We start from the raw sequence: 23,355 nt of genomic DNA, 5'->3' as shown, positions 1-23,355 counted from the left end.
CGTCGCTGCCTTGCCTGCCGGGGTGCTACTTCGCGGGCGGCGGATCGTCGGTGATCTGCTGCACGTCGTCGTAGCGCTGGTGGATGTACGGCAGCACCAGGTCGGCCTTGACGTGCTCGGCGACGAAGCCCTGCTGGTCGGAGGTGCGCTCGCTGAGCGTGATCGAGATCAGCTTGCGCACCGGCAGGTCGGCGACCGGGTCGAAGTCCGAGTCGCGCAGGATCACCTCGCCGTCCAGGCGGTGCGCGCTGCGGGTGCGCTCGTTGCGGGTGACGTGCACCAGCATCGGGTCGGCGTCGAAGCCGTCGCCGTCCACGGCGGGCAGGAACTTGTAGTAGAAGCTCAGCGTCTGTCGGGGCTCGGGGGTGGCCAGCTCCTCGACCACGGTGCCGCGCACCTCGACATAGGTGACGCCCATCCGGTTCACGGTGGCCACGACCTCGTCGCCGTTTCGCTCGACCTTGACATCGGCCAGCTTCTTCGGCTCGCCGAACACCTCGCGACCGCCGATCACCGCCCGCTCGGTGGTCATCGGCATGGTCAGCGTGTAGTCGCCCTCGACGTCGCCGTGCTTGCAGCGCACCGCGACCGCGCCCGCGCCGAGCGGGTGGCCGTTGATGTCGCAGGCGGAGATGTTCACCCGCACCAGCGGCCGGTCCGCGGGGACCAGCGGCGGCGGCAGGATCGCCGCGATCACCTCGGGGTCGGTCTCCCAGATCGCCATCACGCCGGTGGACCAGATCTCCGGGAGGCTGGATCGCTCCCGCGAGGATTTCTTCAGCGTTTCCGCCGGCCGGGCGCCGTACCGAATGCGTGCCACGTACCTCACCTCTTCCGCTCGTGCGAGGGCTGCGCGCGGGCCGGTTGCCCGATCCCGTGCGCGGTGGTGCCGGTTGTTCTGTAACACTGTTACACCGGTAGGTCGGCGAGGTAAAGACCTGTGGCGTGGTTGCCCGTGTATCGGCCGACCCCGCTCGGGCGCGAGAATGGGACGTGATGGACAGGATCACGCGAGACACCGTGCTCGACACCGCCATGCGTCTCGTCATGGAATCCGGTATCGAGAACCTCAGCATGCGCAAACTGGCCGCCGAGTTGGGCGTCGCCGTCACCTCGATCTACTGGCACGTGGGCAACCGCGACGTGCTGGTGGACCAACTGGTGGATCGGGTGATCGCGGACATGGGCGCGATCTCGGTGGACGGGAGCACGCCGGTCGAGCGGGTGGTGTCGATCGCGCGATCGTGTCGGCGATTGATCCTGGAGCGCCCGCACCTGGTCGGCCTGGTCCGCGAGCGCGGCCTGGAGTCGCTGATGATGCTGCCCGCCCGCAAGGCACTGGTGCACGAGATGACGGCGGCCGGCCTGCGCGGCGCACGGGCGGGCGAGGCGGTGCAGGCGGTGCAGTACCAGATCGCCGGCTTCGTGATGCTGGAGCGGGCCCTGGAGAACAGTGCGGCCGAACCACCGGCCGTGGACCGATGGCGCGGCGAGTTGGCGCTGGAGGATCCGGAACTGGCGGCGAGCCTGAGCCACGTCACCGACGGTGACCGGCTGTTCGTGCTGTCGGTGCGGGCGCTGGTGGAGTCGCTGCTCGGGTGAGGGACGTCAGGGCACGCGCGGTGGTGCGGTCGCCGCTCGGGCGCGGGCGATCAGGGCACGCGCGGTGGAGGAAACGCCGCTTCGGCGAGGTGGTCAGGGCACCCGCGGTGGGGCGCCGGCCAGGACGCGGCGCCACGCCGCGGGGGACAGCGTGCCCCCGGCCTCCTGCGCGTCGATCCGGGCCAGGACGCGGGCCGGCACGGTGAGCACGGTCGTGGTCAGCCACAACGATCCGGCGATCCGACGCGGCTCCCGACGCAGGCTCAGGGTCTCCTCGACGGCGTCCCGGTACGGACTCGCCCGCACCACGATCCGCAGCAGTTCGCGGCCGGCCCGGCGGCGCCCGGCCCGGGCGGCGGTCAGCAGCCCGCCGTGTGCCTGCCGGGTGCGTACGTCCGGCCTGCCCCACGGCATCGAGGCCGGCGCCTCGCCCCGGGAGACCGCGATCAGCGCCGCGACCAGATCGGTGCCGGCGGCGCCCGCGTTGCCCGGTTCGGCGAGGTAGGGGCGCACGTCCAACCAGGCCGGGCCGCCGTGCGCGGTGCGCACCGCGTCCAGCGACAGGCCGCCGTGCCAGCCGAGGTGGCCGCCGAGCATCGCGACCTGCTCGCGCACCTCCGGCACCACCACGCTGCGCCTGACCGCGCTGCCGTGCAGGTGTTCGTACGCGTGCACCGCGACCAGTCGGCCGTGCTCGAACACCGCCTGGGCGGACAGGACCGGGCCGTCGGCCGGCTCCTGCACCAGCACGCCGGCGCCGTCCACGAACGCGCCGCCCTGATCCAACGTGTCGGCCAGCCGCAGCAGTTGCTCGCGCCGCTCGACCCGGTGCGAACCCGCGAGGGTCTTCACGTACAACGGCGGATCGGCGACCTGGCGCAACTCCTCGGCGGAGCGCACCACCACCGTCCCGGCCGGCTGCGGCATCCCGATCTCGGTGAGGGTGCTCGCCGCCGAGGCCCGGTCCGCGACCCGGCGCAGCGCCGAGAACGGCGGTACGGCCAGGGCCACACCGTGCGCGGTGATCCGCTCCGGCTCGCGCGCGAGCACCGCGACATGCTCGTTCGTGGCCAGCAGCACGTCGTGCGGCTCGGCCCGCAACACCGCCTCGGTCCGGGCCAGCCACGCCCACGGATCCGCGCCGAACGCGGGCACCTCGTGCACCACCGTGACCGAGCGAGGGCGTGCGTGAGCCGGCCGACCGGGCGGCGCGAGCACCGCCACGTCGTGCCCCGACCGCCCGATCGCCATCGCGATCTGACGTGACGTCACCCCGAAGCCGTCCCCTAGCAGCACGCGCACGGGGTCATCCTGGCACGAACGTGCGTGCGTGCTCACCTCTCGGCCGGTGCGGGTTCGGATCCCCGGCTCGGGCGGGCTCGGATCCGGGCGGGCGCGAGGCCGGTGCGTCGCGTCCGGGTGCGGCGTGGAGCCGGGTCGCGAGGGTGCGGAGTCGGGCCCGGGCGGATCGTGGAGGCGGGGCGGGGCGGGGCGAGCGTGGATCCGGCAAGGTCGGGCGCGGAGTCGGAGCCGACATGGTGCGGTGTGCGCGGAGCGGTGTGGTGCGGAGCGGTGTCTGGCCCGGGCGGATCGTGGAGCCGGGGCCGGGTGAGCGTGGATCCCGGCAAGGGCGGCGCGCGGAGTCGCAGTCGGAGCCGGCACGGTGCGGAGCGGTGTGGTGTCGGTTTAGGGTGGGGCGCATGTACCGCTCGGGCCCCGCCACCGCGTCGACGTCGCTGTTCGCGACGCTGCTCGCGCTGGTCGGCTTCGGGCTGTTCGTGGACGGGGCGTTGCCCGGTCTGGTCGCCGTCGCGGTGACCGCGGTGCTCGCGCTGGCCTGCTGTACCGCCGCCGCGTGCGCGCCGTCCGCCGAGCGCGCGCACGTTCGCGGCGCGGTGTTGCGCAGGCAGGCCGATCGGCTGGCCTTCCTGCCCTCGCGGGATCCCGACGGGCCGGGCCGATCGCGGCCCAGAGCACCGGGAGTGGGCCCGGCGGCCCGCTGCTGACCCCGACGACCTTGTTCCACGGGTTCGGCACGGCCGCCTGACGCAGCCCGAATTCCCGCGTCACGGAAGGCCCTTCCCATGTTCGGCATCCCCGTTCTCGGCGTCGCGCACGACGTCCTGCTCACTCTCGCCGACGCCCTCGCCCCGCTGCTCGGCACCGGCTCGGTGGCCGGCGCCGTGGTCGTGTTCACCGCGTGCGTGCGACTCGCCCTGCTGCCCCTGGGCTACGCCCAGGCCCGCGCCGAGGTGGCCCGCGCCCGGCTCGCCCCGCAGGTCCGCCGGCTCCGCGACCGGCACGCGCGCGACCCGCAGCGCCTGGCCCGCGAACTCACCGCGCTGCACCGGGAGTCCGGCACCTCGATGTTCGCCGGCATGCTCCCGGCCCTGGCCGGTCTGCCGTTCCTGTTCCTGACGTACCGTCTGTTCAGCGGCGACCCTGCCCTGTTGGGCCACACGTTGGCCGGCGCACCGCTCGGCCTGCATCCGGTGACCGGGCTCGGCGGGCCGCACACGCTGGTGCTGGTGGGCCTGTCGGCGCTGCTCGCGGGCGTGGCCTACGCGCAATACCGCGCCGCGCGCGCCGTCCCGGACGCGCCCGCGCTGATCCGATGGATGCCCTTCGGCACCGTACTCACCGCGGCCCTCGTACCGCTCGCGGCCGGCCTGTACCTGCTCACGAGCACCGCGTGGACCACCGTCGAACGCCCCCTGCTGCGCCGGGTCGCCACCCGGCGCGCGGATCGCGTCGTACCCGGGCACTAGCGTTTCGCGCAGTGACGACGTGAATCTGATCCGCGATCGGAAAAGAGCACCCCATGGCTACGAACAAGTTCGGTGCGACCTGTGCCACGTGCACGACCTATGTCAAGGCGGGCGACGGCCTGTTGGTCCGCAAGGACGGCAAATGGGTGACGTACTGCGCGACCTGCGGTGAGCCCAAGCCGGCCGCGCCACCGAGAGGCAATCACGACGGCTGGCATCGCGGTCCGATGGCGGCGTTCGACGTGGAGACCTCCGGCGTCGACCCGCGCACGGACTTCGTGGTCACCGCCGCCCTGGTCGACGCGACCGGCACCCGACGGTCCTGGCTGCTCGACCCGGGCGAGCGGGAGATCCCCGCCGAGGCGACCGCGATCCACGGGATCGACACCGAGCGGGCCCGGGCCCAGGGGCGGGCACCCGCGCTCTGCCTGGCCGAGATCGGTGCGGCGATGACCGCGTACCTCGAGGCCGGCACGCCGATCGCGATCTACAACGCGCCGTTCGACCTGACCATCCTGCAAACCGAGCTGCGTCGCCACAACCTGCCGCAACTCCCGTACACCGCACCGATCATCGACCCGCTGGTGATCGACAAGCAGTTGGACCGGTACCGCAAGGGCAAGCGCACGCTGGCCGCGACCAGCGCGTTCTACGAGGTGGTGCTCACCGACGCGCACACCGCCGACGGCGACGCGCTCGCGTGCCTGCTGCTTGCCCGGGATCTGGGCGCGCGCTTCCCGGAGTTGGCCGCCGACTCGCTGCGCACGCTGCACGAGAAGCAGGTCCGCTGGTACGCCGAGCAGGCGGCCTCGCTGCAGCAGTACTTCGACCGCCGCAACCCGGACGGCGGCGAGGTGGTCGACCCGAACTGGCCGGTGATTCCGAGTGGTTCGGGCGGTGCGGGGTCGCCCGGCGTGCCGGCTGCCGGCCCCGGTGGGTCGAGTGCGTGGCACCCGGACGCCGATCGGGAGCGGTCGGGGTCGAGCGCGTGGCGGCCGGGGGAGGGCGGGTAGGCGATTTCGGCGGGGGTTTCGGTGCGGCCGGCCGAGGCGGTCGGCCGCCGCTTCGCCGGTCCGGGCGTCGGCCGTCCGCCGTTTCGGTGGTCCGGGCGGGTCGTCCGCCGCGTCAACGGCTCGCGGCGAGGGTGCCCAGGCGGCCGTCGATCAGCTCCATCGTGTGGTCCGCGTGCGGGAGATGGCTGTGGTCGTGGGTGACCAGGACGGTGGCCGTGCCGCTCGCGCGGGTCAGTTCGGCGAGCAGCGCGACGATCGCGGCGCCGCGTTCGTGATCGAGCGCGCCGGTGGGCTCGTCCACCAGGAGCACGCTCGGCTCGTTCATCAACGCCCTTGCGATGTTGACGCGTTGCCGCTGGCCGCCGGACAGGCGGTGCGGGCGATGCCCCGCGCGGTCCGCGAGGCCGACCCGGTCGAGCAGGTCCAGCGCCCGGGAGCGGACCCGGCGGGCGCTGCGCCCGGCCAGATGCGCCATCACCTGGAGCTGCTCGACGCAGGTCAACGACGCGAGCAGGTTGGGCTGTTGGAACACGATGCCGATGGTGGTCCGGCGAAGTCGGGCACGTTCGGCGGCGGACAGTGCCGCGACGTCCCGGCCGGCGATCGAGACCCGCCCGCGGTCCGGTGCGGTCAGCGTCGCGGCGACGGCGAGCAGACTGGACTTGCCGGACCCGGACGGGCCGACCAGGGTGGTCAGCGTGCCGGGCGGCACGAGCAGGTCGACCCGATCCAGGGCGGTGAGTCGGGTGTCGCCGTCGGGATAGGTGAGGGTGACGTCGGCGAGTTCGAGACCGGGCGACGGGTGCGACGGGTGCATCGGGTGCCTTTCGGGGTCGCCGGGGGTGGCGCGCGGCGCGGACCGGCCGCCGGTGGCTCGGGTCGGGCCGACGGTCATCGGGTGCCGCTCAGCGCGGTGTGCGGGTCGATCGAGGTCACCCGGCGCACGGCCAGCCCGGCGCCGACCATGCCGAGCAGGATCAGCACCGCCGCCGGGAACGCCGTGGTCGACGCGTCCACCACGAACGGCACCCCCGCCGGCGTCACCGCGCCGAACAGCGTGACGATCCCGGTGCCCACGGCGGTCCCCACCAGCAACACCAGGAACGCCTGGCCGAGCGCGTCTCGGAGCAGATAGCCGGTGGGCGCGCCGAGCGCCTTGAGCACCGCGATGTCGCCGGCCCGCTGAATCGTCCACACCGTGAAGAACGCGCCCACCACCAGCGCCGAGATCGCGAACAGGAAGCCGCGCATCAGGCGCAGCGACCCGTTCTCGGCGGTGTACGACCCGATCGCGCTCCGGGCGGCGCCGACCGAGGTGCTGCGGGTGCCGATCGCCCGGTCGCCCGCACCGGTGTGCGCGCCGGCCAGGTCGAGCGCGATCACCGTCGCGTGCGGTCCGCCGCGCGCCGGCCCCGGGCGCAGCGGTTGCCAGTCGGCCAGCGTGGTCCAGGCGACCGGGGTGTGGCTGTACGAGGATCCCGACACCACCGCCGCCACGGTCAGCGACGTACCGGCCCCGACGCTCAGCCGGGCGCCGACCGCGACCCGCAGATCCTCGGCCAGCGCCCGGGACAACACCACGGTGCCCGGGGCGAGCGCCCGGGGTGCGAGCGGCCCGCCGGGCTCGACCCCGAACGCGGCGGCGGCGACCGTGCGCTCGCCGGCGCCGAGCCGGGTCGTCGCGATGCCCAGCGGCGCGGCCGAGCGCACCCCCGGTTGCTCGGCCCAGCGCCGCCACTGGCTTTCGTCCACGGTCGAGTCCGCGAACGAGACCCCCTGTCCGGACGCGGGCGCGGCGAACGCGAGCCGATCGGCGGGCAGCGCGTCGATCGCCGAGGTGTTGGCCCGCCCGAGCCCGACGGTCAGACCGGACACCAGGCCGACCAGCGCGGTGAGCAGCGCCACGGTGACGATCATCAGGGCGAACCGCCCTCGGGCGAACACGAGGTCCCGCACTGCGACGAACACGGCTGGTCGAGGCCTCCTGGCTGGAAGATGTGCGGCACGCGAGACCCGCGCCGCCGCGTCCTCCGGGTCGGCGAAAGCGGCCGGTCCGGCGTCCGAGGACAACCCGACTCTGCTCCTCGACCACCCGCGGCATCATCGATCGACCTGGCCGTTCCCGACTCAACCTTTCGATCGATGCCGCCCGAATCCACCCCGTCTACCCTTGAACCGACATGTGCCCCACCCCCACCCCCACGCCGCCCGGCCCGACTCGGGTCCCCCGCGCGCTCCGTGCCTGCATGCACGGGCTCGTGGCGCTGCTCCTGGCCCTCGCCGCGCTGCGCGCGCTGGTGGGTACCGACATACCGGCCACGCGGGCCGCGCTGATCGTGGCCGCGGTGGCGATCACCGTCGGGGTGTACGTGGTCGGCAACCTGCTGCCCTCGGTGGAGTCCTCGGTGCGGGCCTCGGCGCTGTGGCTGGGGTGTCTGACCCTGGCCTGGGTCGGGTTGTACGCGCTCACGGCGGAGGGGATCTGGTTCGCGTTCCCGCTGTTCTTCCTGGTCCCGCACCTGCTGCCGGTGCGCGTCGCGCTGCCGGTGGTGGCCGGGCTCACGGTGGTCGCGATCGTGGGCTACGCGGCGCATCGCGGCGCGGTGACGACGGGCATGGTGCTCGGCCCGGTGCTGGGCGCGGCGGTGGCGGTGGCGACCGTACTGGGCTATCAGGCGCTGCACCGGGAGAGCGAGGAGCGGCGCCGGCTGGTGGAGGACGTGGTCGCGGCCCGCGCGTCGCTGGCCGCGGCCGAGCGGCACGCGGGGGTGCTCGCCGAGCGCGAGCGGTTGGCCCGGGAGATCCACGACACCCTCGCGCAGGGCTTCAGCAGCATCCAACTGCTCTTGCGCGCGGCGGAGCGGGCACTGCCGAGCGACGCGCTCGACGCGGAGCGCCACGTACGGCTGGCCCGGGTCACCGCGACCGACAGCCTGGCCCAGGCGCGCCGGTTCGTCCGGGCGCTGGCGCCGCCGGAGCTGGACGGGTCCTCGCTGCCGGCGGCGTTGGAGCGGTTGTGCGCGCGGACCGCCGCCGAGGCGGAGTTGGACGTGCGCTTCCACAGCACCGGTGACGCGGTCGGGTTGCCGACCGCCGTCGAGGTGGCGCTGTTGCGGATCGCCCAGTCGGCGCTGGGCAACACGGTGCGGCACGCGTCGGCGTCCCGGGCCGAGGTGACGCTCAGCCACATGGACGCCTCGGTGACGCTGGACGTGGTCGACGACGGGCGCGGCTTCGATCCGGCCGCGCGGGGCGGGCGGGGCGGCGCGGACTCGGTCGCCGGCGGGTCCGCCGGGACCGGGTTCGGGCTGGCCGCGATGCGGACGCGGGCCGCCGAGCTCGGTGGCGTGCTGACGGTGGAGTCCGGGCCGGCGCAGGGTGCGGCGATCGCGGTGACGTTCCCGGTGCCGGCACCGGGTGGGTCGGCGCGATGATCCGGTTGTTGCTGGCCGACGACCATCCGATCGTGCGCGCCGGGCTGCGCGCGGTGCTGGCGGCGGAGCCGGACTTCGCGGTGGTGGGCGAGGCGGACACCGCCGAACGCGCGGTCGAACTGGCCCGCGTGCTCGCGCCGGACGTGGTGCTGATGGATCTGCGGTTCGCCCCGGGCGGGATGCACGGGAACGCGGCCACGGCGGCGATCACGGCGCTGCCCGACGCGCCGCACGTGCTGGTGCTGACCACGTACGACACCGACGCGGACATCCTGGCGGCGGTCGAGTCGGGCGCGCTGGGCTATCTGCTCAAGGACGCCCCGCCCGAGGAACTGGCCGCCGCGGTGCGTACCGCCGCGGCGGGCGAATCCGCGCTCGCGCCGCGGATCGCGGGCCGGCTGCTGAGTCGGCTTCGCGATCCGCTGCCGACGCTGACCGGTCGCGAGATCGAGGTGCTGGCGCTGGTCGCGGACGGCCTGTCCAACCTCGCGATCAGCAAGGCGCTGTTCCTGAGCCAGGCCACCGTCAAATCGCACCTGGTGCACATCTACGCGAAGCTCGACGTCGACTCCCGCACCGCGGCGGTGGCGGCGGCGATGCAACGCGGGGTGCTCGGCCGGCGCTGAGCGCGACGGCACGGTGCGCGCGGGTGGGCCTGATGTGGGGTGGTCCGGAGCGGGTGGGTTGGTGCTCGGCGTCGACTCGCGCGTCGCGGAGGTGATGGCGGTATCACGTGGGGCCGGGCCGGCGCTGAGCGCGGTCGGGCGGTGCGCGGGTGGGAACGGGTGTGTGGGTGGCGGGGCGCTGGGTGTTCGGGGTGGGGTGGGGTGGGGCGGTGCTCGGCGTCGGTTCGCGCGCGGCGGTGCCGCGACATGGGGTGCCGGGGCGGCTGTGAGTGTGGCCGTGGCGCTGTGTGGTGCGCGGGGGACCGGAAGTGTGGGGCGGCGGGTTCGGGGCGGGGTGGGGCGGTTTTCGGTGGGGCGGTCGTAGGGTCTCGGCATGACCGTGTTGCACGTGAAGGGTCGCGTTCTGGTCGGCCCGGACGAAGTTCGTGACGAGATGTGGGTGGTGGGCGGGCGGATCACGTTCGACCGGCCGACGTCGCTTGCCGTCGACGCGACGCTGGAGGGCTGGGTACTGCCCGGCCTGGTCGACGCGCACTGCCACGTCGGGATCGACGAGCACGGCGCCGTCGACGCGGCCACCTCCGAACGCCAGGCGCGCACCGACCGGGACGCGGGCGCGCTGCTGCTGCGCGACGCCGGCTCGGCCGCCGACACGCGCTGGATCGACGGCCGCGAGGACCTGCCCCGACTGATCCGCGCGGGCCGCCACCTGGCCCGGCCCAGGCGCTACATCCGCAACTACGCGCACGAGATCGAGCCCGGCGACCTGACCGCGTTCGTCATCCGGGAGGCCCGGCGCGGCGACGGCTGGGTCAAGCTGGTCGGCGACTGGATCGACCGGGAAACCGGCGACCTGGCCCCGCTGTGGCCACTGGACGCGCTCAAGGAGGCGATCGCCGCCGCGCACGCCGAGGGCGCCCGGGTCACCGCGCACTGCTTCGCCGAGAACTCGCTCCCGGACCTGGTCGAGGCGGGCATCGACTGCGTCGAGCACGCCACCGGCCTGACCGAGGAACTGATCCCGATGTTCGCCGAGCGCGGCGTGGCGATCGTGCCGACGCTGGTCAACATCGGCACCTTCCCGGGCATCGCCGACCAGGCGGCCGGCAAGTTCCCGACCTACGCCGCGCACATGCGGGCGCTGCACGCGAATCGCTATGCCACGGTCCGGGCGGCGTACGACGCGGGCATCCCGATCTTCGTCGGCACCGACGCGGGCGGCTCGCTGCCGCACGGCCTGGTCGCCGACGAGGTGGCCGAGCTGGTCGAGGCCGGCATCCCCGCCGTCGACGCGCTCTCCGCCGCGTGCTGGTCCGCGCGCACGTGGCTGGGCCGGGACGCGATCACCGAGGGCGCCTCCGCCGACGTGGTCGTCTACGCGGCCGACCCGCGCGCCGACATCGCCACCCTGGCCGACCCCCGAGCGGTGGTGCTGCGCGGCGCGCTGATGCCCCGCTGACCGGCCGGGCGCCGCCGAGTCGGGTCGAGGGCTACGGGGATCAGGGTCCGAAGGACCGGAAGACGCCCTCGGTGTCGGCCGCCTCGGCGAAATCCGAGAAGGAGAGGTTCACACCCCGAGGGCGGGCCGGTCGGGGCGAGGTCCGCGAACGCCGCGCGTCAGGCGTCGAAGTCGTACTCCAGGATGTACGAGCCGGCGTCCAAGACCATGCTGTTGACCTCCACGGCCCGCCGATCGGCGGCAAAGGCCGTACGGCAGACCAGCACCACCGGCACGCCGGCAGCGAGTGCGAGATGTTCCGCCTCGTCCTTGGTGGGCATCCTGGCGCGCACCTGCTCCTGGAAGTGCACCGGCGCCGCACCGAGTTCGGCCAACCGCGCGTAGGTGCCGCCGGGCCCGGTGTCCTGCTGTGTGATCCGCGATCCGGTAACCAGCTCGGCGGGCAGGTAGGACGTGGACGACAACACTGGTTTCCCGTCGAGCACGAACCTGCGGCGACGCACACAGACGGGCGCGTCGGGCTCCAGACCCAGCAGCGGCGCGACCGACTCCGGAACCGGCGCCTCGGCCACAGCGATGTGATCGACCACCAGTTCGCGGTTGTCGATCTCCGCCGCCCAGATGGACAGCCCGGATCCCCAGCGCTCTCGTGACAACCGCTGGATGCTCCGCCGACGGATCGGCCGGAATTCGCGCACGAACACCCCGGCCCCCTTGCGTGCCTCGGCGATGCCCTCGCTCTGCAACACGCCGTGCGGGTACGTCCTGGTCGTCGCAGAGGAACTCGACCCGACCGCCGATCTGGTGGTGCAAGCGCTGAACGATCGCCGGGTCCCGGTGCTGCGGTTCGACCTGGCCCGCTTCCCTCAACACGTCACGTTGGCCGCAGAGTACGACGGCCGGCGACTCGGTTGGCGTGGAGAGTTGGTCTCGGGAGCCCGCACGGCCCGACTGGAGGAGATCCGGGCCGTCTACTACAGGCGGCCTGGCCTGCCCGCCGTGTCCGACCGAATCGCCGAGGAACATCGCGAGTGGGCGAGAGCACAGGCCCTGGTCGGCATGGTCCAGGTGCTCTCGTCCCTGCCGGTGGTGTGGATGCACCATCCGGATGTGTACCGCGCCTGTGCGCACAAGCCGGGACAACTCGACATCGCGGCAGTATCCGGCCTGCGTGTACCCCGCACGATCATCACCAACGACCTCGCACGTGCCCGCTGTTGGGCCGCCACGGTGGGCGGACCGCTGATCACCAAGCCCGTCACGGCCGGGCCATTGGCGCCGTCCGACGGCATGCCGTCCATCCTGCCCACGCGACGCGTGGACGCGGCCGAGTTGGACGAGTCACTCGAACTGACCGCCCACATGCTCCAGGAGTGGATCCCCAAGGCGTTCGAGGTCCGGCTGACCGTCGTCGGCGAACGCATGTTCCCCGTCGCCATTCACGCTCGGACCACCGCCGCCCTGATCGACTGGCGCAGTGACTACGACGCCTTGGAGTACGAGCCCGTCACGATTCCCGATCCCGTCGCCGGGGCCGTCCGGCGTTTCATGAGCGCATACAGGCTGAACTTCGGTGCGTTCGACTTCGCGGTGACGCCCAACGGCGAATGGGTGTTCTTCGAGTGCAACCCTTCCGGTCAATGGCAGTTCATCAGTGCCGCGACCGGACTTCCCATCGCCGAGGCGCACGCCACACTACTGCGAGGAGTTCACGTATGACCGTGGTTGCGACCGACACCGGCGAGACCCGTGCCTTGCGGGCCGCACTGGCTGAGAAAGCCGCCGACGCGGGCTGCTCGCCGCATTGGCGAGCGGCCGTGGCGACCGTTCCAAGGCATATGTTCGTCCCTCGCTACTACTGCCAGGAACCCGATGGGTGGCGGGAGTTCACCGCTGCCGACACCCGTTACCCGGCGGACGTCTACGACATCGACCGCGCTCTGACCACCCGGCTCCTCGGCGGCGTCCCCACGTCGTCGTCCAGTCAGCCGCGCCTGATGCTCGACATGTTGGAGGCCTTGGACGTCGCCGACGGGCATCGCGTCCTGGAGGTCGCCACCGGTACCGGCTACAAGGCCGCGCTCCTCGCCGAACGCCTCGGTTCCGGGAACGTGATCACCATGGAGGTGGAACCCGAACTCGCCGACCGTGCCCGGGACCGGCTCGCGTCCTGTGGGTACGTTCCTTTGGTCGTCGCGGCGGACGGCCGGGCCGGGTACCCGGAGGGTGCCCCGTACGACAGGCTGATCGCCACCTGCGGGTTCGACGACGTCCCTTGCGCGTGGGTCGAGCAGGTGCGGCCGGGCGGCGTGATCGTGTGTCCGGTGGGCTCGGGGAACGTACGCTTGGTCGTCGGCGAGGACGGCACCGCCGAGGGTGTGTTCCTGCCCGGCGGATCGTGCTTCATGAAGGCCCGCGACGCGGGGACCAACGGGGAGGTCACCTACCCGGGGACGCCCGACGCGTCCGAGACGACCACCAGGGCGGCCTTCCTCGCGCCGGATGTTCCGGACGATTCCGAGTTCGCGTTCCTGTACTCCCTCGCGCTGCCCGACACCGCGTACGGCGTGGAACGAGACGCCACCGGGAGTGTCACGGAGCGCCGGATGTGGGGGCGGGACGGGTCGTGGGCCTGCGTCGATCGGGGACGGGTGGTCCAGGCCGGGCCACGTTCGCTGTGGGACGGCGTCGAGGCGGCGTACGCGTTCCATCGGGAGCACGGCCGCCCCCGCCGCGACCGGTACGGCCTGACGGTCACCCGCGAACGCCAGTGGGCGTGGCTCGACCGCCCGGCGTGGCCTGTTCCGGTCGCTGCCGGAGCGCGTCGCGGGCCACGGTCTCGGGACTCTTCGGCGCGGTGACGGCGGTTCGGTCGTTCGCGGCAACCGTGCCGCCGGTGATGGGCAGCCGTACGACGGTGGCCGCGTCCCGGGTTTTCACCGCCGTACGACCCGGGCGCGGCACTAGCTGCGGTGGGCCGTGGCCGGGTGGGTGCGGTATTCGGTGGGGTCGCCGCGGAAGGTGACGGTGCCTCGGCTGAGGGCGTAGACGACCTCGGCGCGTTCCAGCGCCTCGCCGGTGTGTTGTTCGACCAGGATCACCGTGCGGTCGGCAGTGGCCAGGGTGGTCACGACCTCGTAGAGGCGGGCGGCGATCCGCGGGGCCAGGCCCTGGCTGAGTTCGTCGAGGAGGAGCAGTCGGGCGGGCGTGAGCAGGGCTCGGCTCACCGCGAGCATCTGCTGTTCGCCGCCGGAGAGCGTGCCGGCCCGCTGGGACATGCGCTCGGCGAGGATCGGGAACGCGGTCAGCGCGGGCTCGACGTCGGCGCCGTCGGCGAACAGCCTCAGGTTGTCGGCCACGGTCAGGCCCGCGAACACGCCGCCGCGTTCGGGGATCAGGGTCAGGCCCTCCCGGGCGCGTCGGTCGGCGGGCCACGCGGTGATGTCCGCACCGTTCCACACCACCCGACCGGCGCTCGGGCGGACCAGGCCGGCCAGCGTGTTCAGCAGCGTGCTGCGGCCGGAGCCGTTGCGGCCGACCAGGGCCGTCACGGCGCCCGAGGGGAAGTCCAGGTCGACGCCGTGCAGCGCCTCGATCGGGCCGTACCGAACGCGAAGTCCGGTGACCGACAGGGCGATCGACATCAGAGGTACACCTCCCGGGCGTGTTCGTCGCGGCGGATCTCGGCGGGCGTGCCCGAGGCCACGATCCGACCCGCCGCCATCACATGCACGGTGTCGGCCACGCCGAAGACCAGGTCCATGTCGTGTTCGACCAGCAGGATCGCCAGGCCGTCGGCGGCCAGCGCGCGCAGTTCGTGGCGCAGCCGGTCGGTCTGCGCGTCGTCCAGCCCGCTGGCCGGCTCGTCCAGGAGCAGCACCGAGGGCGAGGACGCGAGCGCGCGGGCCAGTTCGACCATGCGCAGGATCCCGGCCGGGAGTTCGCCCGCCGGGGTGTGCGCGTGCTCGGTCAGCGCGAGCCGGCGCAGCGCGCTCTCGACGGCGCTCCCGGTACGCCCCCGGGCCGGGTCGGGCAGGCCCAGCAGGCGCGCCAGGGCGGAGGCCCCGGACCGGTTCTCCGCCGCCACCCGCAGGTTGTCCAGCACCGTCAGGCTCGGGAACACCGACACCACCTGGAAGGTACGGGCCACCCCGAGCCGGGCCCGGCGATGGGCCGGCAGCCGGGTGACGTCGCGCCCGCCCACGTACACCCGCCCGGCATCGACCCGGCCGCCGGCGAGGCAGTCGAACAGGGTGCTCTTGCCGGCCCCGTTGGGCCCGATCACCGCCGTCACCACCCCCGCCGGCACCCGCAGATCCACCCCGTCCACGGCCCGCAGCCCACCGAACCGGCGCACCACCCCTTCGGCCCGCAACGCGCACATCGGCTCCCCGCCCTCCGGGTCCGCCGTCGTCGACGACTCCCCGCGCGCGTTCACGGGCGCACCCGCGCGCGCAGCGTCCGGCCCAGTGGGGTGAGGCGGACCGGGGTCGGTGTCACGGGGGCGGGTGGGCGGCCCGCCGCCAGGCGCAGGAGGGTGGCCGAGACGCCGCCGGGCATCCGGGACAGCAGCACGGCCAGTGCGCCGATCACGATCGTGGACATCCCCGCCGTGGTGGCCGCGTCCAGGGCGACCACCAGGCCCGCGGCCAGAACCGCGCCCGCCGCGCTGTCCACGCCGAAGACCACCACCGCGGCGAACCAGACCAGGCCCAGGACCGGGTCGAAGGCCGCCGCGTCGAAGGCCCGGCCGCCCATGCCGAGCAGCGCGCCGCCGAGTGCCGCGACGCCGGCGCCGACCGCGAAGACGAAGACCTTCGCGGAGGAGACGTCCACCCCGGACGCCGCCGCGCCGTCCTCGTGGTCGCGGACGGCGACCAGCATCCGCCCGAGCCGGCTCACATGCAGCCGGCGGATCACCAGCAGGACCAGCCCGAGACAGGCCAATTCCAGTGCGTAGAAAGCGCGTTCGCCCTCGAACGGCCACGGGTGGTCGAGCGCGGTGCCGGTGGTGAAGCGCGGCTGCGCGAAGACGAACCGGCTGACCACCGCGGCCACCGCGAACGTGGTCAGCGCGAGCGTCAACCCGCGCCGTCGAATCGCCGGCCACCCGGTCACCAGGCCGACCGGCACCACCAGCAGCGCGGCCAGGAACAGCGCGACCAGGCCCGGGACCTCCCGGCCCATCAGTTGCCCGGCGAAGAGCGCGCCCAGACCCGCGAAGCCGGCCTGGCCGAGCGAGATCTGGCCCGCGTACCCGGTGAGCATCACCAGCGACACGAACACGATCGCCATCGCCGGCACCTGCTGGGCGATCCGCAGATGTTCCGCGCCCAGCGCGAGCGGCGCCGCCGCGACCGCGACGAACGGCACCCACCAGCCCGCCGGCGCGCTCTCCCCGTGCCCGGTCCCTATCCGGGTCGCGGCCGCCCGCACGGTGTCCGGGCCGCCCACCTCGACCATCCGGGGCAGCACCAGGAGCGCGACCAGCATGACCACCACGAACAGGTTCGCCTGGAGCGCCTGGACCAGGCCCCACGAGTCCAGTTCCAGCCGGGACAGTTCGCTCTGCCCCACCCCGATCGCCAGTGCCGCCAGGATCGCCACCGGCAGACTGGCCAGCCGGGCCACCACCGCGACGCCGATCGTCTCCAGCACGAGCAGGGTCAGTCCGTACGGATCCAGCCGCAGGTGCGGCGCCAGCAGCACGCCGGTCAAGCCCGCCAGCATCGATCCGAAGGCCCAGCCGGCCGCGGCCACCCCGTCGGCCGGCACGCCCGCCAGTTCGGCCAGCGAGCGCCGATCCACCACCGCGCGCAGCCGCACCCCGAACCGGGTGTACCGGGTGACGCCGGCGACCAGTGCGGCGACGGCGATCACCACGCCCAGTTCGACCAGCGTGCCGGTGGGCACGGAGGTGTCGCCGGGCAGCCCGACCGAGCCGGTCGGCACGATCGACGGCGGGTCCAGGCGGGCCTGGGTGCCCCAGGTCAGCGTCGCGACGCCGACCAGGAGGACGAACACGCCCAGCGAGGCGACCAGCATCCGGGCCGGGCCGGCTCCCTCGCGGTGCAGCCCGCGAAAGACGAAACGCTCCAGGACCAGGCCGAGCGCGGGCGCCACCACGCCCACGTCGAGCAGCACCGCCGCCCACAGCGGCCAGCCCCACACCCGGACCTGCTGCCAGACCAGGTAGGCCACGATCATCGCGAGCGCGCCGAAGGACAGGTTGAACACGCCGGTCGCCCGGTACGAGGTGATCATCCCGACCGCCGCGAGCGCGGCGATCGCGCCCACGCCCAGTCCGGCCAGCGCCAGTTCCAGTGTGAGCACGACGCTCAGCCGCCGGCCGGGGGCACGTGCGGCCCGGCCGGACCCGGGTCACCGACGGCCGGGGCACCGCTCGCACCCGAGCCCCGGTCGGCCTCGGCGCCGGCGGGCCCGGATCCGGCCTGGCCGGCGCCGGCGGCCCCGCCCGACCCGGGCCCCGGGTCACACAACCGGCACGGCCGCAGGTCCTTGTCCCGCGCGGTCGTCTCGTCCACGGGACGCACGCCGTCCTTGCCCCGCACCAGCGAGCATCCGGGACGGTGGTAGCGCGCCCCGCCGGGCACCGTGACCCACAGCCCCTCGACGGGTGTCTCCGCCGCCGGGTCGGCCGGCACCGGCTCGACCAGAAGGCGATACAACTGCCCCACCATCAGCCGCAGTTCCGCGTCGACGTCGCCGGACTCGCCCGCCGCGCCGCGCCGGGTGCCCACCACGAGCACCGCGCCGGCGACGATCAGGGCCGCGCCCGGGATGGTGGCCGAGGCCAGATAGGGCAATTGGCGCGCTTCATACCGTTCGCCCGACACGCCGTACCACCCCAGCGCGCACAACAGCGCGCCGCACAGTCCGACCAGCCAACCGCCGTGCGTGCGCGACAACCGACGCAATCCGGCCAGGGTCGCCGCGGCGTCGGTCGTGCGCTGTCGTTCGATAGGGGAGTTCGCCTTTCCCGTGGAACCTGCCGAGTCCGTCGAACCTGCCATAGGGTCCACCCGTCGAGTCCGCCCGATCGCGCATCCGTGCCTCAGCGTAGTTCTCCGGGATCTGGTCATACGGGCCGGAACACGATTGGATACCGAGTCGCACGTGGCAACATGACTTGCCGGTAACCCAGGTACTACCTGGCTACATCAACAGCAACAGGACGCCGGGCGACCGGCGGAACGGGTGGTGAATGCACGTGAGCGTGGACATGATCAACGAGCGGGCGAAGACGGGCACCGGCGTCGGTCGTCGCAAGGGGGCGCGCCGCGCATGGCTGGCCCTGCCGGTGGCGGCGGTGCTGGCGCTGTCCGGATGTGGCGGCGACGACGACAAGGACGACGAGTCGAAGTCGTCGCCGTCGGCCACGGCGCCGGCCGCCCAGCAGACGACGCCGGCCGCGACCACCCCGAGCACGGGCGCGTCCGCGCCCGGCGGTGCCACCAGCGCTCCGCCGGCCGCCGGTGGCACCACGCTGACCGGCGAGGAGAAGAAGGTCGCCGACAACTGGGACAAGTTGTTCGACAACACCGCGCCGCTCGCCGACCGCAAGGCGGTCCTGGAGAACGCGGACAAGATGGGCACGCTCGTGGAGACGCTCGCGAACGACCCGATGGCCAAGCAGGTCACGTCCAAGACCACCGCGGTGAAGATCAGCGGTGACAAGGCGGCCGTGACGTTCGACATCCTGCTCGCCGGCACCCCGGCGCTGCCCGGTCAGAACGGCCAGGCGGTCAAGCAGGACGGCACCTGGAAGGTCAGCCTGAGCACCGTCTGCACGCTGGTCGGCGCGCTCAAGCCGGGCACCGTCGTCGAGGGCTGCCCGAAGGCCTGATCCACACCCCGAACGGGCGGACGTCCGCCGCACCCGGGCCACCGAGGAGCACCCATGCATCGTCGATCCCACCGACGGGGCGTGCCGTGCGCCTCGGTGGCCCTGTTGCTGGCCGGGTTGTTGTGCGTACTGACCGGGTGCGGCTCCCGGTTGCCCGAGCGCGACTTCCACGACCGCACGCCCGCCGCGGCGGGCACCGGCGCGCTCGCGGCGAACGCCAACACCGCGTCCGACGTGGGCGTGACCCCCACCGAGATCACCGTCGGCATGATCGACACCGTCCAGGGCGTCCTGGGCAACGAGACCTTCTCCGGGCCGATGTACGGCGCGCAGGCCTGGTTCCGGGCGCTGAACGACCGCGGTGGCGTCAACGGGCGCAGGATCGAGGTGTCCGCGTGCGACGACAACGGGTACGGCGTGGCCAACCAGCGCTGCGCCCGCAAACTCGTCGAGGACGACAAGGTGTTCGCCTTCGCGGGCAACAGCATCTACAGCTACACCGCCGCCGGGTACGTCAGCGACAAGGGCGTCCCGGACGTCGGCGGTCAGCCGATCGGGACCGCGTACGAGACCTACCCGCACCTGTACTCGATCTATGGCTCGCGGGCCCCGCGCGCGGGCAAGGTGGGCTGGAACGGCGAGTTGTACGCGAGCACCGAGGTGTACCGCTACTTCAAGGAGAAGCTCGGCGCGCGCACCGCCGCCGTGGTGTCGTACAACCAGGCCGACTCCGCGCGTTACGCGCAGACCGTCGCCGACGGCCTGCGCGCCGAGGGCTACACCGTGCTGGACAAGCAGGTCGACTTCGCGCTGCCGAACTTCGCCGCCGCCGTGGTGGACATGCGCAGCAAGGGCGTGGACATCGTCTTCGACGCCGTGGACACGCGCGGCAACGCGGAACTGTGCAAGGCGATGGACGGCGCCGGCCTGCGGGTCACCGCCAAGGTGACCAACGTGCAGAACTGGAACGCGCGCGTCGGCGAGGACTTCAAGGCGTCCCCGACCTGCCGCGACAGCATCTACGCGACGAGCAACAGCCGCGGCTACACGGACACCGCGCGGCCCGCGGTGGCCGAATTCCGGGCCGCGATGAAGAAGTACTTCCCCGACCGTGAGGACAAGCTCTCCCAGTGGGAACTGGAGGGCTGGGCCTCGGCGATGTGGCTCACCGACGCGATCGCCTCGTGCGGCGCGAACGTCACCCGGGCCTGCGTGGAGGCCTTCGTCAACCGTCCCGAGGGCTACGACGCGCACGGGCTGCTGATCCCGGTCGACTTCAAGGCCGAACCGGTCGACCGCGTCGCCGCGCCCACCCGGACCTGCTTCGACGTGGCCCGCTGGCAGGATGCCGCGCCGGGCGGCTGGGTCGGCCAGGTGCCGGACATGACCACGAACTGCTTCGACGTGCCATCGCTGCCGTACAAGCCGTGACCGGTCGGCCGTAGGCCGCGCCGGCACGGGTGGATACCCGGGGTGGACGCATGCCGTGCCGTGCCGGGCGCCGCGACAGGGCAAACGTGGCCGGGCGCGGCACCTAGCGCCAGTCGGCGCGGTACCAGGGCTGTGGCGGGGCCGGCGAAGACCATGGCGCCGGCGGCGGAATCGCGGGTGCCGGGCGGGCCGCCCGCGGCACCGGGTACGGCAGCGGCACCATGCCGAACGGGCGGCGGTGGTTGGGATCGGGGCTGGGGGCGATCAGGGCCGAACCTCGCACAGGAGAGCCTCTCCGCTACGACGGCCCCGAGATCCCACGCCCCGACGCCGCGCCCGCCGAGACGTCGGCGGACACGGCGTACAACGACCGGGCCGGGACGGGGTGTCGCGGGGTCACTCCCATGGCCCCGCGTACCCGGCCCCGATCGAGCCTCCCCGGCTAGGAGTCCAGTGCGCTCGGGAGGCGCTTGGGGCAGCCGGACGTGTACGAGGCGTTGTACTCGAAGTGCCATTCCTCGTTGTCGTACATCCGGCACCAGCCGTACTTGCCGCCCTTGGCCTGGAGCCAGGCCTGGGCGTTGGCCGGATAGATGTCCACCGCGACGCCCTGGACGTGCATCGACTTCTCCGGCGGCAACACCCAGCGCAGCGCCTCCTGGCGCGAGCCGACCTCGGCGATCTTGTCGTCGAGCAGCCGCTGCTGGTGCGCCCAGCCGCGCTTGCCGGAGTTCAGGTTCAGTTTGATGCCCTCGGCCGCCATCGCGGCGTCGATCCTCTTCCACGCGGCGTAGGCGGCCGGCTTGAGCGCGCTCGGGTCCTTGGGCGCGTCCACGTCGTTGGCCGGCGCCTTCGCGGTCGAGGACGCCGACGAGGACGAACTGGGCGGCTTGCTCGACGACGGCGGCCGGGACGAGGACGGGGCGCCGGTCGGCGGCGCGGTCGTGGCCCCCGGTGGTGTGGACGCAGCGGTGGTGGGGCCGGGCGTCAGCTCCGCGCCCACCGCACCCGCCCGGTCCTTCTTGTCGTTGTCGTCTCCACTCCCGAGGAACAGCACTGCTCCGGCCCCGGCTCCGGCGAGCACCAGTGCGCCCGCGAGAGACCAGACGACCAGCTTGCGTCGGCCGCGCCGCGGCGGCTCGGGCTCGTCCGTGCGCGTGGGCCGGGCCGGCGCGGCCGGGGCCTCCGGCGCGGACGTGGGCACGGACTGCTGATCACGCTGGTACCAGTCGGCCGGGACCGGCGTGGTCGCCGCGTCGAACGCGCCCGGTGGGCCCGGTGGGCCCGATGCGCCGGATGTGCCGGATCTACCTGCCGCGCCCGCGGTGTGCTGTTGCCACGAGGTGTCCAGGAAGTGCGCTCCGTCGGGTGTACCCCCTTCGTCGGGCTGTGCACCGCTGCCCGCTGCGTGTCTCACCGGTGAAGCCTCCTCGTAGTGAGCCTGGATCCTCTCGTGGATCACGTCCGGTATTCGACTCACGGTTGTCGATGCCGGTGTGGGATACGCCACTGCAACCGTTCGGCGGCTCCTCTCGCACCCCGGGGGACCCCGGCGTTCGGAGCGACCCGCGTAACCTGGGAAACTTGCCGGAACCAGGAAAGGGGGTCGAAGGTGAGCACGCACCACCGCACCGGCGGACTCGTCGACGGTTTCGGCCGGGTGGCGACCGACCTGCGGGTGTCGCTGACCGACCGCTGCAATCTGCGCTGCACGTACTGCATGCCCGAGGAGGGCTTGGACTGGCTGGCCAAGCCCGAACTGCTGACCGGTGCGGAGATCTCCCGCCTGGTCCGGATCGCGGTGACCGTGCTCGGCGTGCGCGAGGTGCGATTCACCGGAGGCGAGCCGCTGCTGCGCCGCGAACTGGTCGAGATCGTCCGGGACGCCGCGGCCCTGGAGCCGCGCCCCACCCTCTCCGTCACCACGAACGGGATCGGTCTGGCCCGATTGGCAGGGACGCTGAAGGAGGTCGGCCTGGACCGGGTCAACGTCTCGCTGGACACCCTCGACCCGGTCCGGTTCAAGGCGATGACCCGGCGCGACCGGCACGCCGACGTGCTCGCGGGACTCGCCGCGGCGGTCGACACGGGCCTGGGGCCGGTCAAGGTCAACACCGTGCTGATGCGCGGGGTGAACGACGACGAGGCCGCCGCGCTGCTGGCGTGGTGCCTCGAACGCGGCTACGAGCTGCGTTTCATCGAGCAGATGCCGCTGGACGCGCAGCACGACTGGAAGCGCGCCGAGATGATCACCGCGGGCGAGATCCTGACCTCGCTGCGCGGCGCGTTCCGACTCGACTCCGAGGACGCCCGGGGCAGCAATCCGGCCGAGCGCTGGCTCGTGGACGGCGGTCCGGGCACGGTCGGCGTGATCGGTTCGGTCACCCGCCCGTTCTGCGGCGCGTGCGACCGGACCCGGCTGACCGCCGACGGGCAGATCCGGAACTGCCTGTTCGCCCGCGAGGAGTCCGACCTGCGGGCCGCCCTGCGCGGCGGCGCGGACGACGCGGAGATCGCGGACCGCTGGCGGGCCGCGATGTGGGGCAAGAAGGCCGGCGCGGGCATCGACGACCCCGAGTTCCTCCAGCCGGACCGACCGATGTCGGCCATCGGCGGCTGATCCGCTCTCGGCGACCGGCCCCTCGTCGGCGACCGAGCGTCGTCCGCTGCCGACCCTCGTCGGCGACCACGCGTCGTTGTCCGCGGCCGACCCGGCATGCGTGCGGGAGTCGCGGGCTCGATCAACCTTCCTCGTGGGCAAGGCAGTTGGCCACGAGGAAGGTATGTACGGCGCGGATCGCCCGGCAGGTCGCTCAGGAGCCCTCGGCGGCCGGACCGGCGGCGGCCTCCGGGTCGTGCCAGTCGGCGAACGCCACGGTGTCCTTGAGGAATCCGCGAATCGCCAGGAACTGCGACAGGTGCTCGCGGTGCTCGTCGCACGCGAGCCACGTCTTGCGCCGTTCCGGGGTGTGCAGCTTGGGGTTGTTCCAGGCCAGGACCCACCGGGCGTCGGCACGACAGCCCTTCGCCGAACAGATCGGCCGGACGGGATCGGCGGGGGTGGGGAACATGCCCACCAGTGTCTCAGACGAGGTCGGCAGCCCGGACGCGATGCGTCGGACGGGAAGCTGACTTGGCGTCAGACACCAACCGGA

22 protein-coding genes and 1 pseudogene are annotated in these 23,355 nt (G+C 73.2%); 12 read left to right on the top strand and 11 right to left on the bottom strand.

All coding sequences use genetic code 11. From position 1 onward, the window contains the following. Nucleotides 1–25 precede the first annotated feature (25 nt). Nucleotides 26–820, bottom strand: a complete 795-nt coding sequence (locus OG948_RS09910) for an acetoacetate decarboxylase family protein (protein ID WP_406295548.1) — start codon at nucleotides 818–820, stop codon at nucleotides 26–28. 176 nt (nucleotides 821–996) lie between these two features. Here OG948_RS09910 and OG948_RS09905 point away from each other — a divergent pair, with 176 nt between their 5' ends. Continuing rightward, nucleotides 997–1,602 (top strand): TetR/AcrR family transcriptional regulator, encoded by a 606-nt coding sequence (locus OG948_RS09905; protein WP_406295547.1) that lies wholly within the window; start codon nucleotides 997–999, stop codon nucleotides 1,600–1,602. A 93-nt stretch (nucleotides 1,603–1,695) separates the two neighbouring features. Here OG948_RS09905 and OG948_RS09900 read toward each other — a convergent pair whose 3' ends face one another. Next, nucleotides 1,696–2,904, bottom strand: coding sequence for a hypothetical protein (locus OG948_RS09900; protein WP_406295546.1), 1,209 nt, complete (start codon nucleotides 2,902–2,904; stop codon nucleotides 1,696–1,698). 398 nt (nucleotides 2,905–3,302) lie between these two features. On the opposite strand from OG948_RS09900, the gene OG948_RS09895 reads away from it, so the two are divergent. The 3 genes from OG948_RS09895 (at nucleotide 3,303) to OG948_RS09885 (ending at nucleotide 5,383) form a co-directional block, all read left to right on the top strand. Beyond that, on the top strand, nucleotides 3,303–3,608 hold the full coding sequence (locus OG948_RS09895; RefSeq protein WP_406295544.1) for a DUF6412 domain-containing protein: 306 nt from the start codon (nucleotides 3,303–3,305) through the stop codon (nucleotides 3,606–3,608). Nucleotides 3,609–3,686: 78 nt separating this feature from the next. Continuing rightward, nucleotides 3,687–4,370, top strand: coding sequence for a YidC/Oxa1 family membrane protein insertase (locus OG948_RS09890; protein ID WP_406295542.1), 684 nt, complete (start codon nucleotides 3,687–3,689; stop codon nucleotides 4,368–4,370). A gap of 53 nt (nucleotides 4,371–4,423) precedes the next feature. Continuing rightward, nucleotides 4,424–5,383, top strand: a complete 960-nt coding sequence (locus tag OG948_RS09885) for an exonuclease domain-containing protein (protein ID WP_406295540.1) — start codon at nucleotides 4,424–4,426, stop codon at nucleotides 5,381–5,383. Nucleotides 5,384–5,495: 112 nt separating this feature from the next. Here OG948_RS09885 and OG948_RS09880 read toward each other — a convergent pair whose 3' ends face one another. Further along, entirely contained in the window at nucleotides 5,496–6,200 is a 705-nt protein-coding gene (locus OG948_RS09880; RefSeq protein ID WP_406300218.1) for an ABC transporter ATP-binding protein, read from the bottom strand. 74 nt (nucleotides 6,201–6,274) lie between these two features. Next, nucleotides 6,275–7,351 (bottom strand): ABC transporter permease, encoded by a 1,077-nt coding sequence (locus OG948_RS09875; RefSeq protein ID WP_406295538.1) that lies wholly within the window; start codon nucleotides 7,349–7,351, stop codon nucleotides 6,275–6,277. A gap of 278 nt (nucleotides 7,352–7,629) precedes the next feature. Here OG948_RS09875 and OG948_RS09870 point away from each other — a divergent pair, with 278 nt between their 5' ends. The 3 genes from OG948_RS09870 to OG948_RS09860 all read left to right on the top strand — a co-directional run bounded on the left by OG948_RS09870 (nucleotide 7,630) and on the right by OG948_RS09860 (nucleotide 10,902). Then, nucleotides 7,630–8,817: a sensor histidine kinase gene (locus OG948_RS09870; protein WP_406295537.1), complete on the top strand. Its 1,188-nt coding sequence runs from the start codon at nucleotides 7,630–7,632 to the stop codon at nucleotides 8,815–8,817. Next, nucleotides 8,814–9,443 carry a response regulator gene (locus tag OG948_RS09865; protein ID WP_406295534.1) on the top strand — a complete coding sequence of 210 codons (630 nt, stop codon included), beginning with the start codon at nucleotides 8,814–8,816 and terminating at the stop codon, nucleotides 9,441–9,443. The genes OG948_RS09870 and OG948_RS09865 overlap by 4 nt, the downstream gene beginning before the upstream one ends. Before the next feature lie 373 nt (nucleotides 9,444–9,816). Then, nucleotides 9,817–10,902, top strand: a complete 1,086-nt coding sequence (locus tag OG948_RS09860) for an amidohydrolase family protein (RefSeq protein WP_406295532.1) — start codon at nucleotides 9,817–9,819, stop codon at nucleotides 10,900–10,902. A 158-nt stretch (nucleotides 10,903–11,060) separates the two neighbouring features. Here OG948_RS09860 and OG948_RS09855 read toward each other — a convergent pair. Next, a pseudogene (locus tag OG948_RS09855) lies at nucleotides 11,061–11,654 on the bottom strand (GntR family transcriptional regulator); the annotation flags it as partial. Between OG948_RS09855 and tgmB the strand changes: the two are divergent. Both tgmB and OG948_RS09845 read left to right on the top strand, forming a co-directional pair. Further along, nucleotides 11,632–12,621, top strand: a complete 990-nt coding sequence (tgmB, locus tag OG948_RS09850) for an ATP-grasp ribosomal peptide maturase (RefSeq protein ID WP_406295530.1) — start codon at nucleotides 11,632–11,634, stop codon at nucleotides 12,619–12,621. The pseudogene OG948_RS09855 and the gene tgmB sit on opposite strands and share 23 nt — an antisense overlap. After that, a complete protein-coding gene (locus OG948_RS09845) occupies nucleotides 12,618–13,763 on the top strand; it encodes a protein-L-isoaspartate(D-aspartate) O-methyltransferase (protein ID WP_406295528.1) in 1,146 nt (381 codons plus the stop codon). Before tgmB ends, OG948_RS09845 begins: the two co-directional genes overlap by 4 nt. 102 nt (nucleotides 13,764–13,865) lie before the next feature. Here the strand turns inward: OG948_RS09845 and OG948_RS09840 are convergent, their stop codons facing one another. The 4 genes from OG948_RS09840 to OG948_RS09825 are packed head-to-tail and all read right to left on the bottom strand — an operon-like array spanning nucleotide 13,866 to nucleotide 17,936. After that, complete coding sequence (locus OG948_RS09840) at nucleotides 13,866–14,546, bottom strand: ABC transporter ATP-binding protein (RefSeq protein WP_406295526.1); 681 nt, start codon at nucleotides 14,544–14,546, stop codon at nucleotides 13,866–13,868. Further along, complete coding sequence (locus OG948_RS09835) at nucleotides 14,546–15,340, bottom strand: ABC transporter ATP-binding protein (protein WP_406295525.1); 795 nt, start codon at nucleotides 15,338–15,340, stop codon at nucleotides 14,546–14,548. The genes OG948_RS09840 and OG948_RS09835 overlap by 1 nt, the downstream gene beginning before the upstream one ends. Next, the gene (locus tag OG948_RS09830) at nucleotides 15,337–17,235 is read right to left on the bottom strand and encodes an ABC transporter permease subunit (RefSeq protein ID WP_406295523.1); all 1,899 of its coding nucleotides are present in this window, start codon (nucleotides 17,233–17,235) and stop codon (nucleotides 15,337–15,339) included. Before OG948_RS09830 ends, OG948_RS09835 begins: the two co-directional genes overlap by 4 nt. Before the next feature lie 5 nt (nucleotides 17,236–17,240). Beyond that, nucleotides 17,241–17,936 carry a hypothetical protein gene (locus OG948_RS09825; protein ID WP_406295521.1) on the bottom strand — a complete coding sequence of 232 codons (696 nt, stop codon included), beginning with the start codon at nucleotides 17,934–17,936 and terminating at the stop codon, nucleotides 17,241–17,243. A 197-nt stretch (nucleotides 17,937–18,133) separates the two neighbouring features. Here OG948_RS09825 and OG948_RS09820 point away from each other — a divergent pair, with 197 nt between their 5' ends. After that, nucleotides 18,134–18,769, top strand: coding sequence for a hypothetical protein (locus tag OG948_RS09820; RefSeq protein WP_406295519.1), 636 nt, complete (start codon nucleotides 18,134–18,136; stop codon nucleotides 18,767–18,769). Nucleotides 18,770–18,823: 54 nt separating this feature from the next. Further along, nucleotides 18,824–20,200 (top strand): ABC transporter substrate-binding protein, encoded by a 1,377-nt coding sequence (locus tag OG948_RS09815; protein ID WP_406295517.1) that lies wholly within the window; start codon nucleotides 18,824–18,826, stop codon nucleotides 20,198–20,200. A gap of 442 nt (nucleotides 20,201–20,642) precedes the next feature. Here the strand turns inward: OG948_RS09815 and OG948_RS09810 are convergent, their stop codons facing one another. After that, nucleotides 20,643–21,617 carry a D-alanyl-D-alanine carboxypeptidase family protein gene (locus tag OG948_RS09810; RefSeq protein WP_406295515.1) on the bottom strand — a complete coding sequence of 325 codons (975 nt, stop codon included), beginning with the start codon at nucleotides 21,615–21,617 and terminating at the stop codon, nucleotides 20,643–20,645. Nucleotides 21,618–21,812: 195 nt separating this feature from the next. Between OG948_RS09810 and moaA the strand changes: the two genes are divergently transcribed. After that, a complete protein-coding gene (moaA, locus tag OG948_RS09805) occupies nucleotides 21,813–22,820 on the top strand; it encodes a GTP 3',8-cyclase MoaA (protein WP_406295513.1) in 1,008 nt (335 codons plus the stop codon). Nucleotides 22,821–23,013: 193 nt separating this feature from the next. Here moaA and OG948_RS09800 read toward each other — a convergent pair whose 3' ends face one another. Beyond that, complete coding sequence (locus tag OG948_RS09800; protein WP_406295511.1) at nucleotides 23,014–23,271, bottom strand: hypothetical protein; 258 nt, start codon at nucleotides 23,269–23,271, stop codon at nucleotides 23,014–23,016. Nucleotides 23,272–23,355 lie beyond the last annotated feature (84 nt).

The organism is Embleya sp. NBC_00888, assembly GCF_045207655.1.
Lineage (GTDB): Bacteria > Actinomycetota > Actinomycetes > Streptomycetales > Streptomycetaceae > Embleya.
The sequence above is the reverse complement of the archived record's forward strand: the minus strand, read 5'-3'. Positions and strand labels throughout refer to the sequence as shown.

Bases quoted from the DNA above. Each gene is read 5' to 3' on its own strand.
- OG948_RS09905 (WP_406295547.1), top strand. From the start codon at position 997: ATGGACAGGATCACGCGAGACACCGTGCTCGACACCGCCATGCGTCTC.
- OG948_RS09895 (WP_406295544.1), top strand. From the start codon at position 3,303: ATGTACCGCTCGGGCCCCGCCACCGCGTCGACGTCGCTGTTCGCGACG.
- OG948_RS09890 (WP_406295542.1), top strand. From the start codon at position 3,687: ATGTTCGGCATCCCCGTTCTCGGCGTCGCGCACGACGTCCTGCTCACT.
- OG948_RS09885 (WP_406295540.1), top strand. From the start codon at position 4,424: ATGGCTACGAACAAGTTCGGTGCGACCTGTGCCACGTGCACGACCTAT.
- OG948_RS09880 (WP_406300218.1), bottom strand. From the start codon at position 6,200: ATGCACCCGTCGCACCCGTCGCCCGGTCTCGAACTCGCCGACGTCACC.
- OG948_RS09870 (WP_406295537.1), top strand. From the start codon at position 7,630: ATGCACGGGCTCGTGGCGCTGCTCCTGGCCCTCGCCGCGCTGCGCGCG.
- OG948_RS09865 (WP_406295534.1), top strand. From the start codon at position 8,814: ATGATCCGGTTGTTGCTGGCCGACGACCATCCGATCGTGCGCGCCGGG.
- OG948_RS09860 (WP_406295532.1), top strand. From the start codon at position 9,817: ATGACCGTGTTGCACGTGAAGGGTCGCGTTCTGGTCGGCCCGGACGAA.
- tgmB (WP_406295530.1), top strand. From the start codon at position 11,632: ATGCCCTCGCTCTGCAACACGCCGTGCGGGTACGTCCTGGTCGTCGCA.
- OG948_RS09845 (WP_406295528.1), top strand. From the start codon at position 12,618: ATGACCGTGGTTGCGACCGACACCGGCGAGACCCGTGCCTTGCGGGCC.
- OG948_RS09840 (WP_406295526.1), bottom strand. From the start codon at position 14,546: ATGTCGATCGCCCTGTCGGTCACCGGACTTCGCGTTCGGTACGGCCCG.
- OG948_RS09825 (WP_406295521.1), bottom strand. From the start codon at position 17,936: ATGGCAGGTTCGACGGACTCGGCAGGTTCCACGGGAAAGGCGAACTCC.
- OG948_RS09815 (WP_406295517.1), top strand. From the start codon at position 18,824: ATGCATCGTCGATCCCACCGACGGGGCGTGCCGTGCGCCTCGGTGGCC.
- OG948_RS09800 (WP_406295511.1), bottom strand. From the start codon at position 23,271: ATGTTCCCCACCCCCGCCGATCCCGTCCGGCCGATCTGTTCGGCGAAG.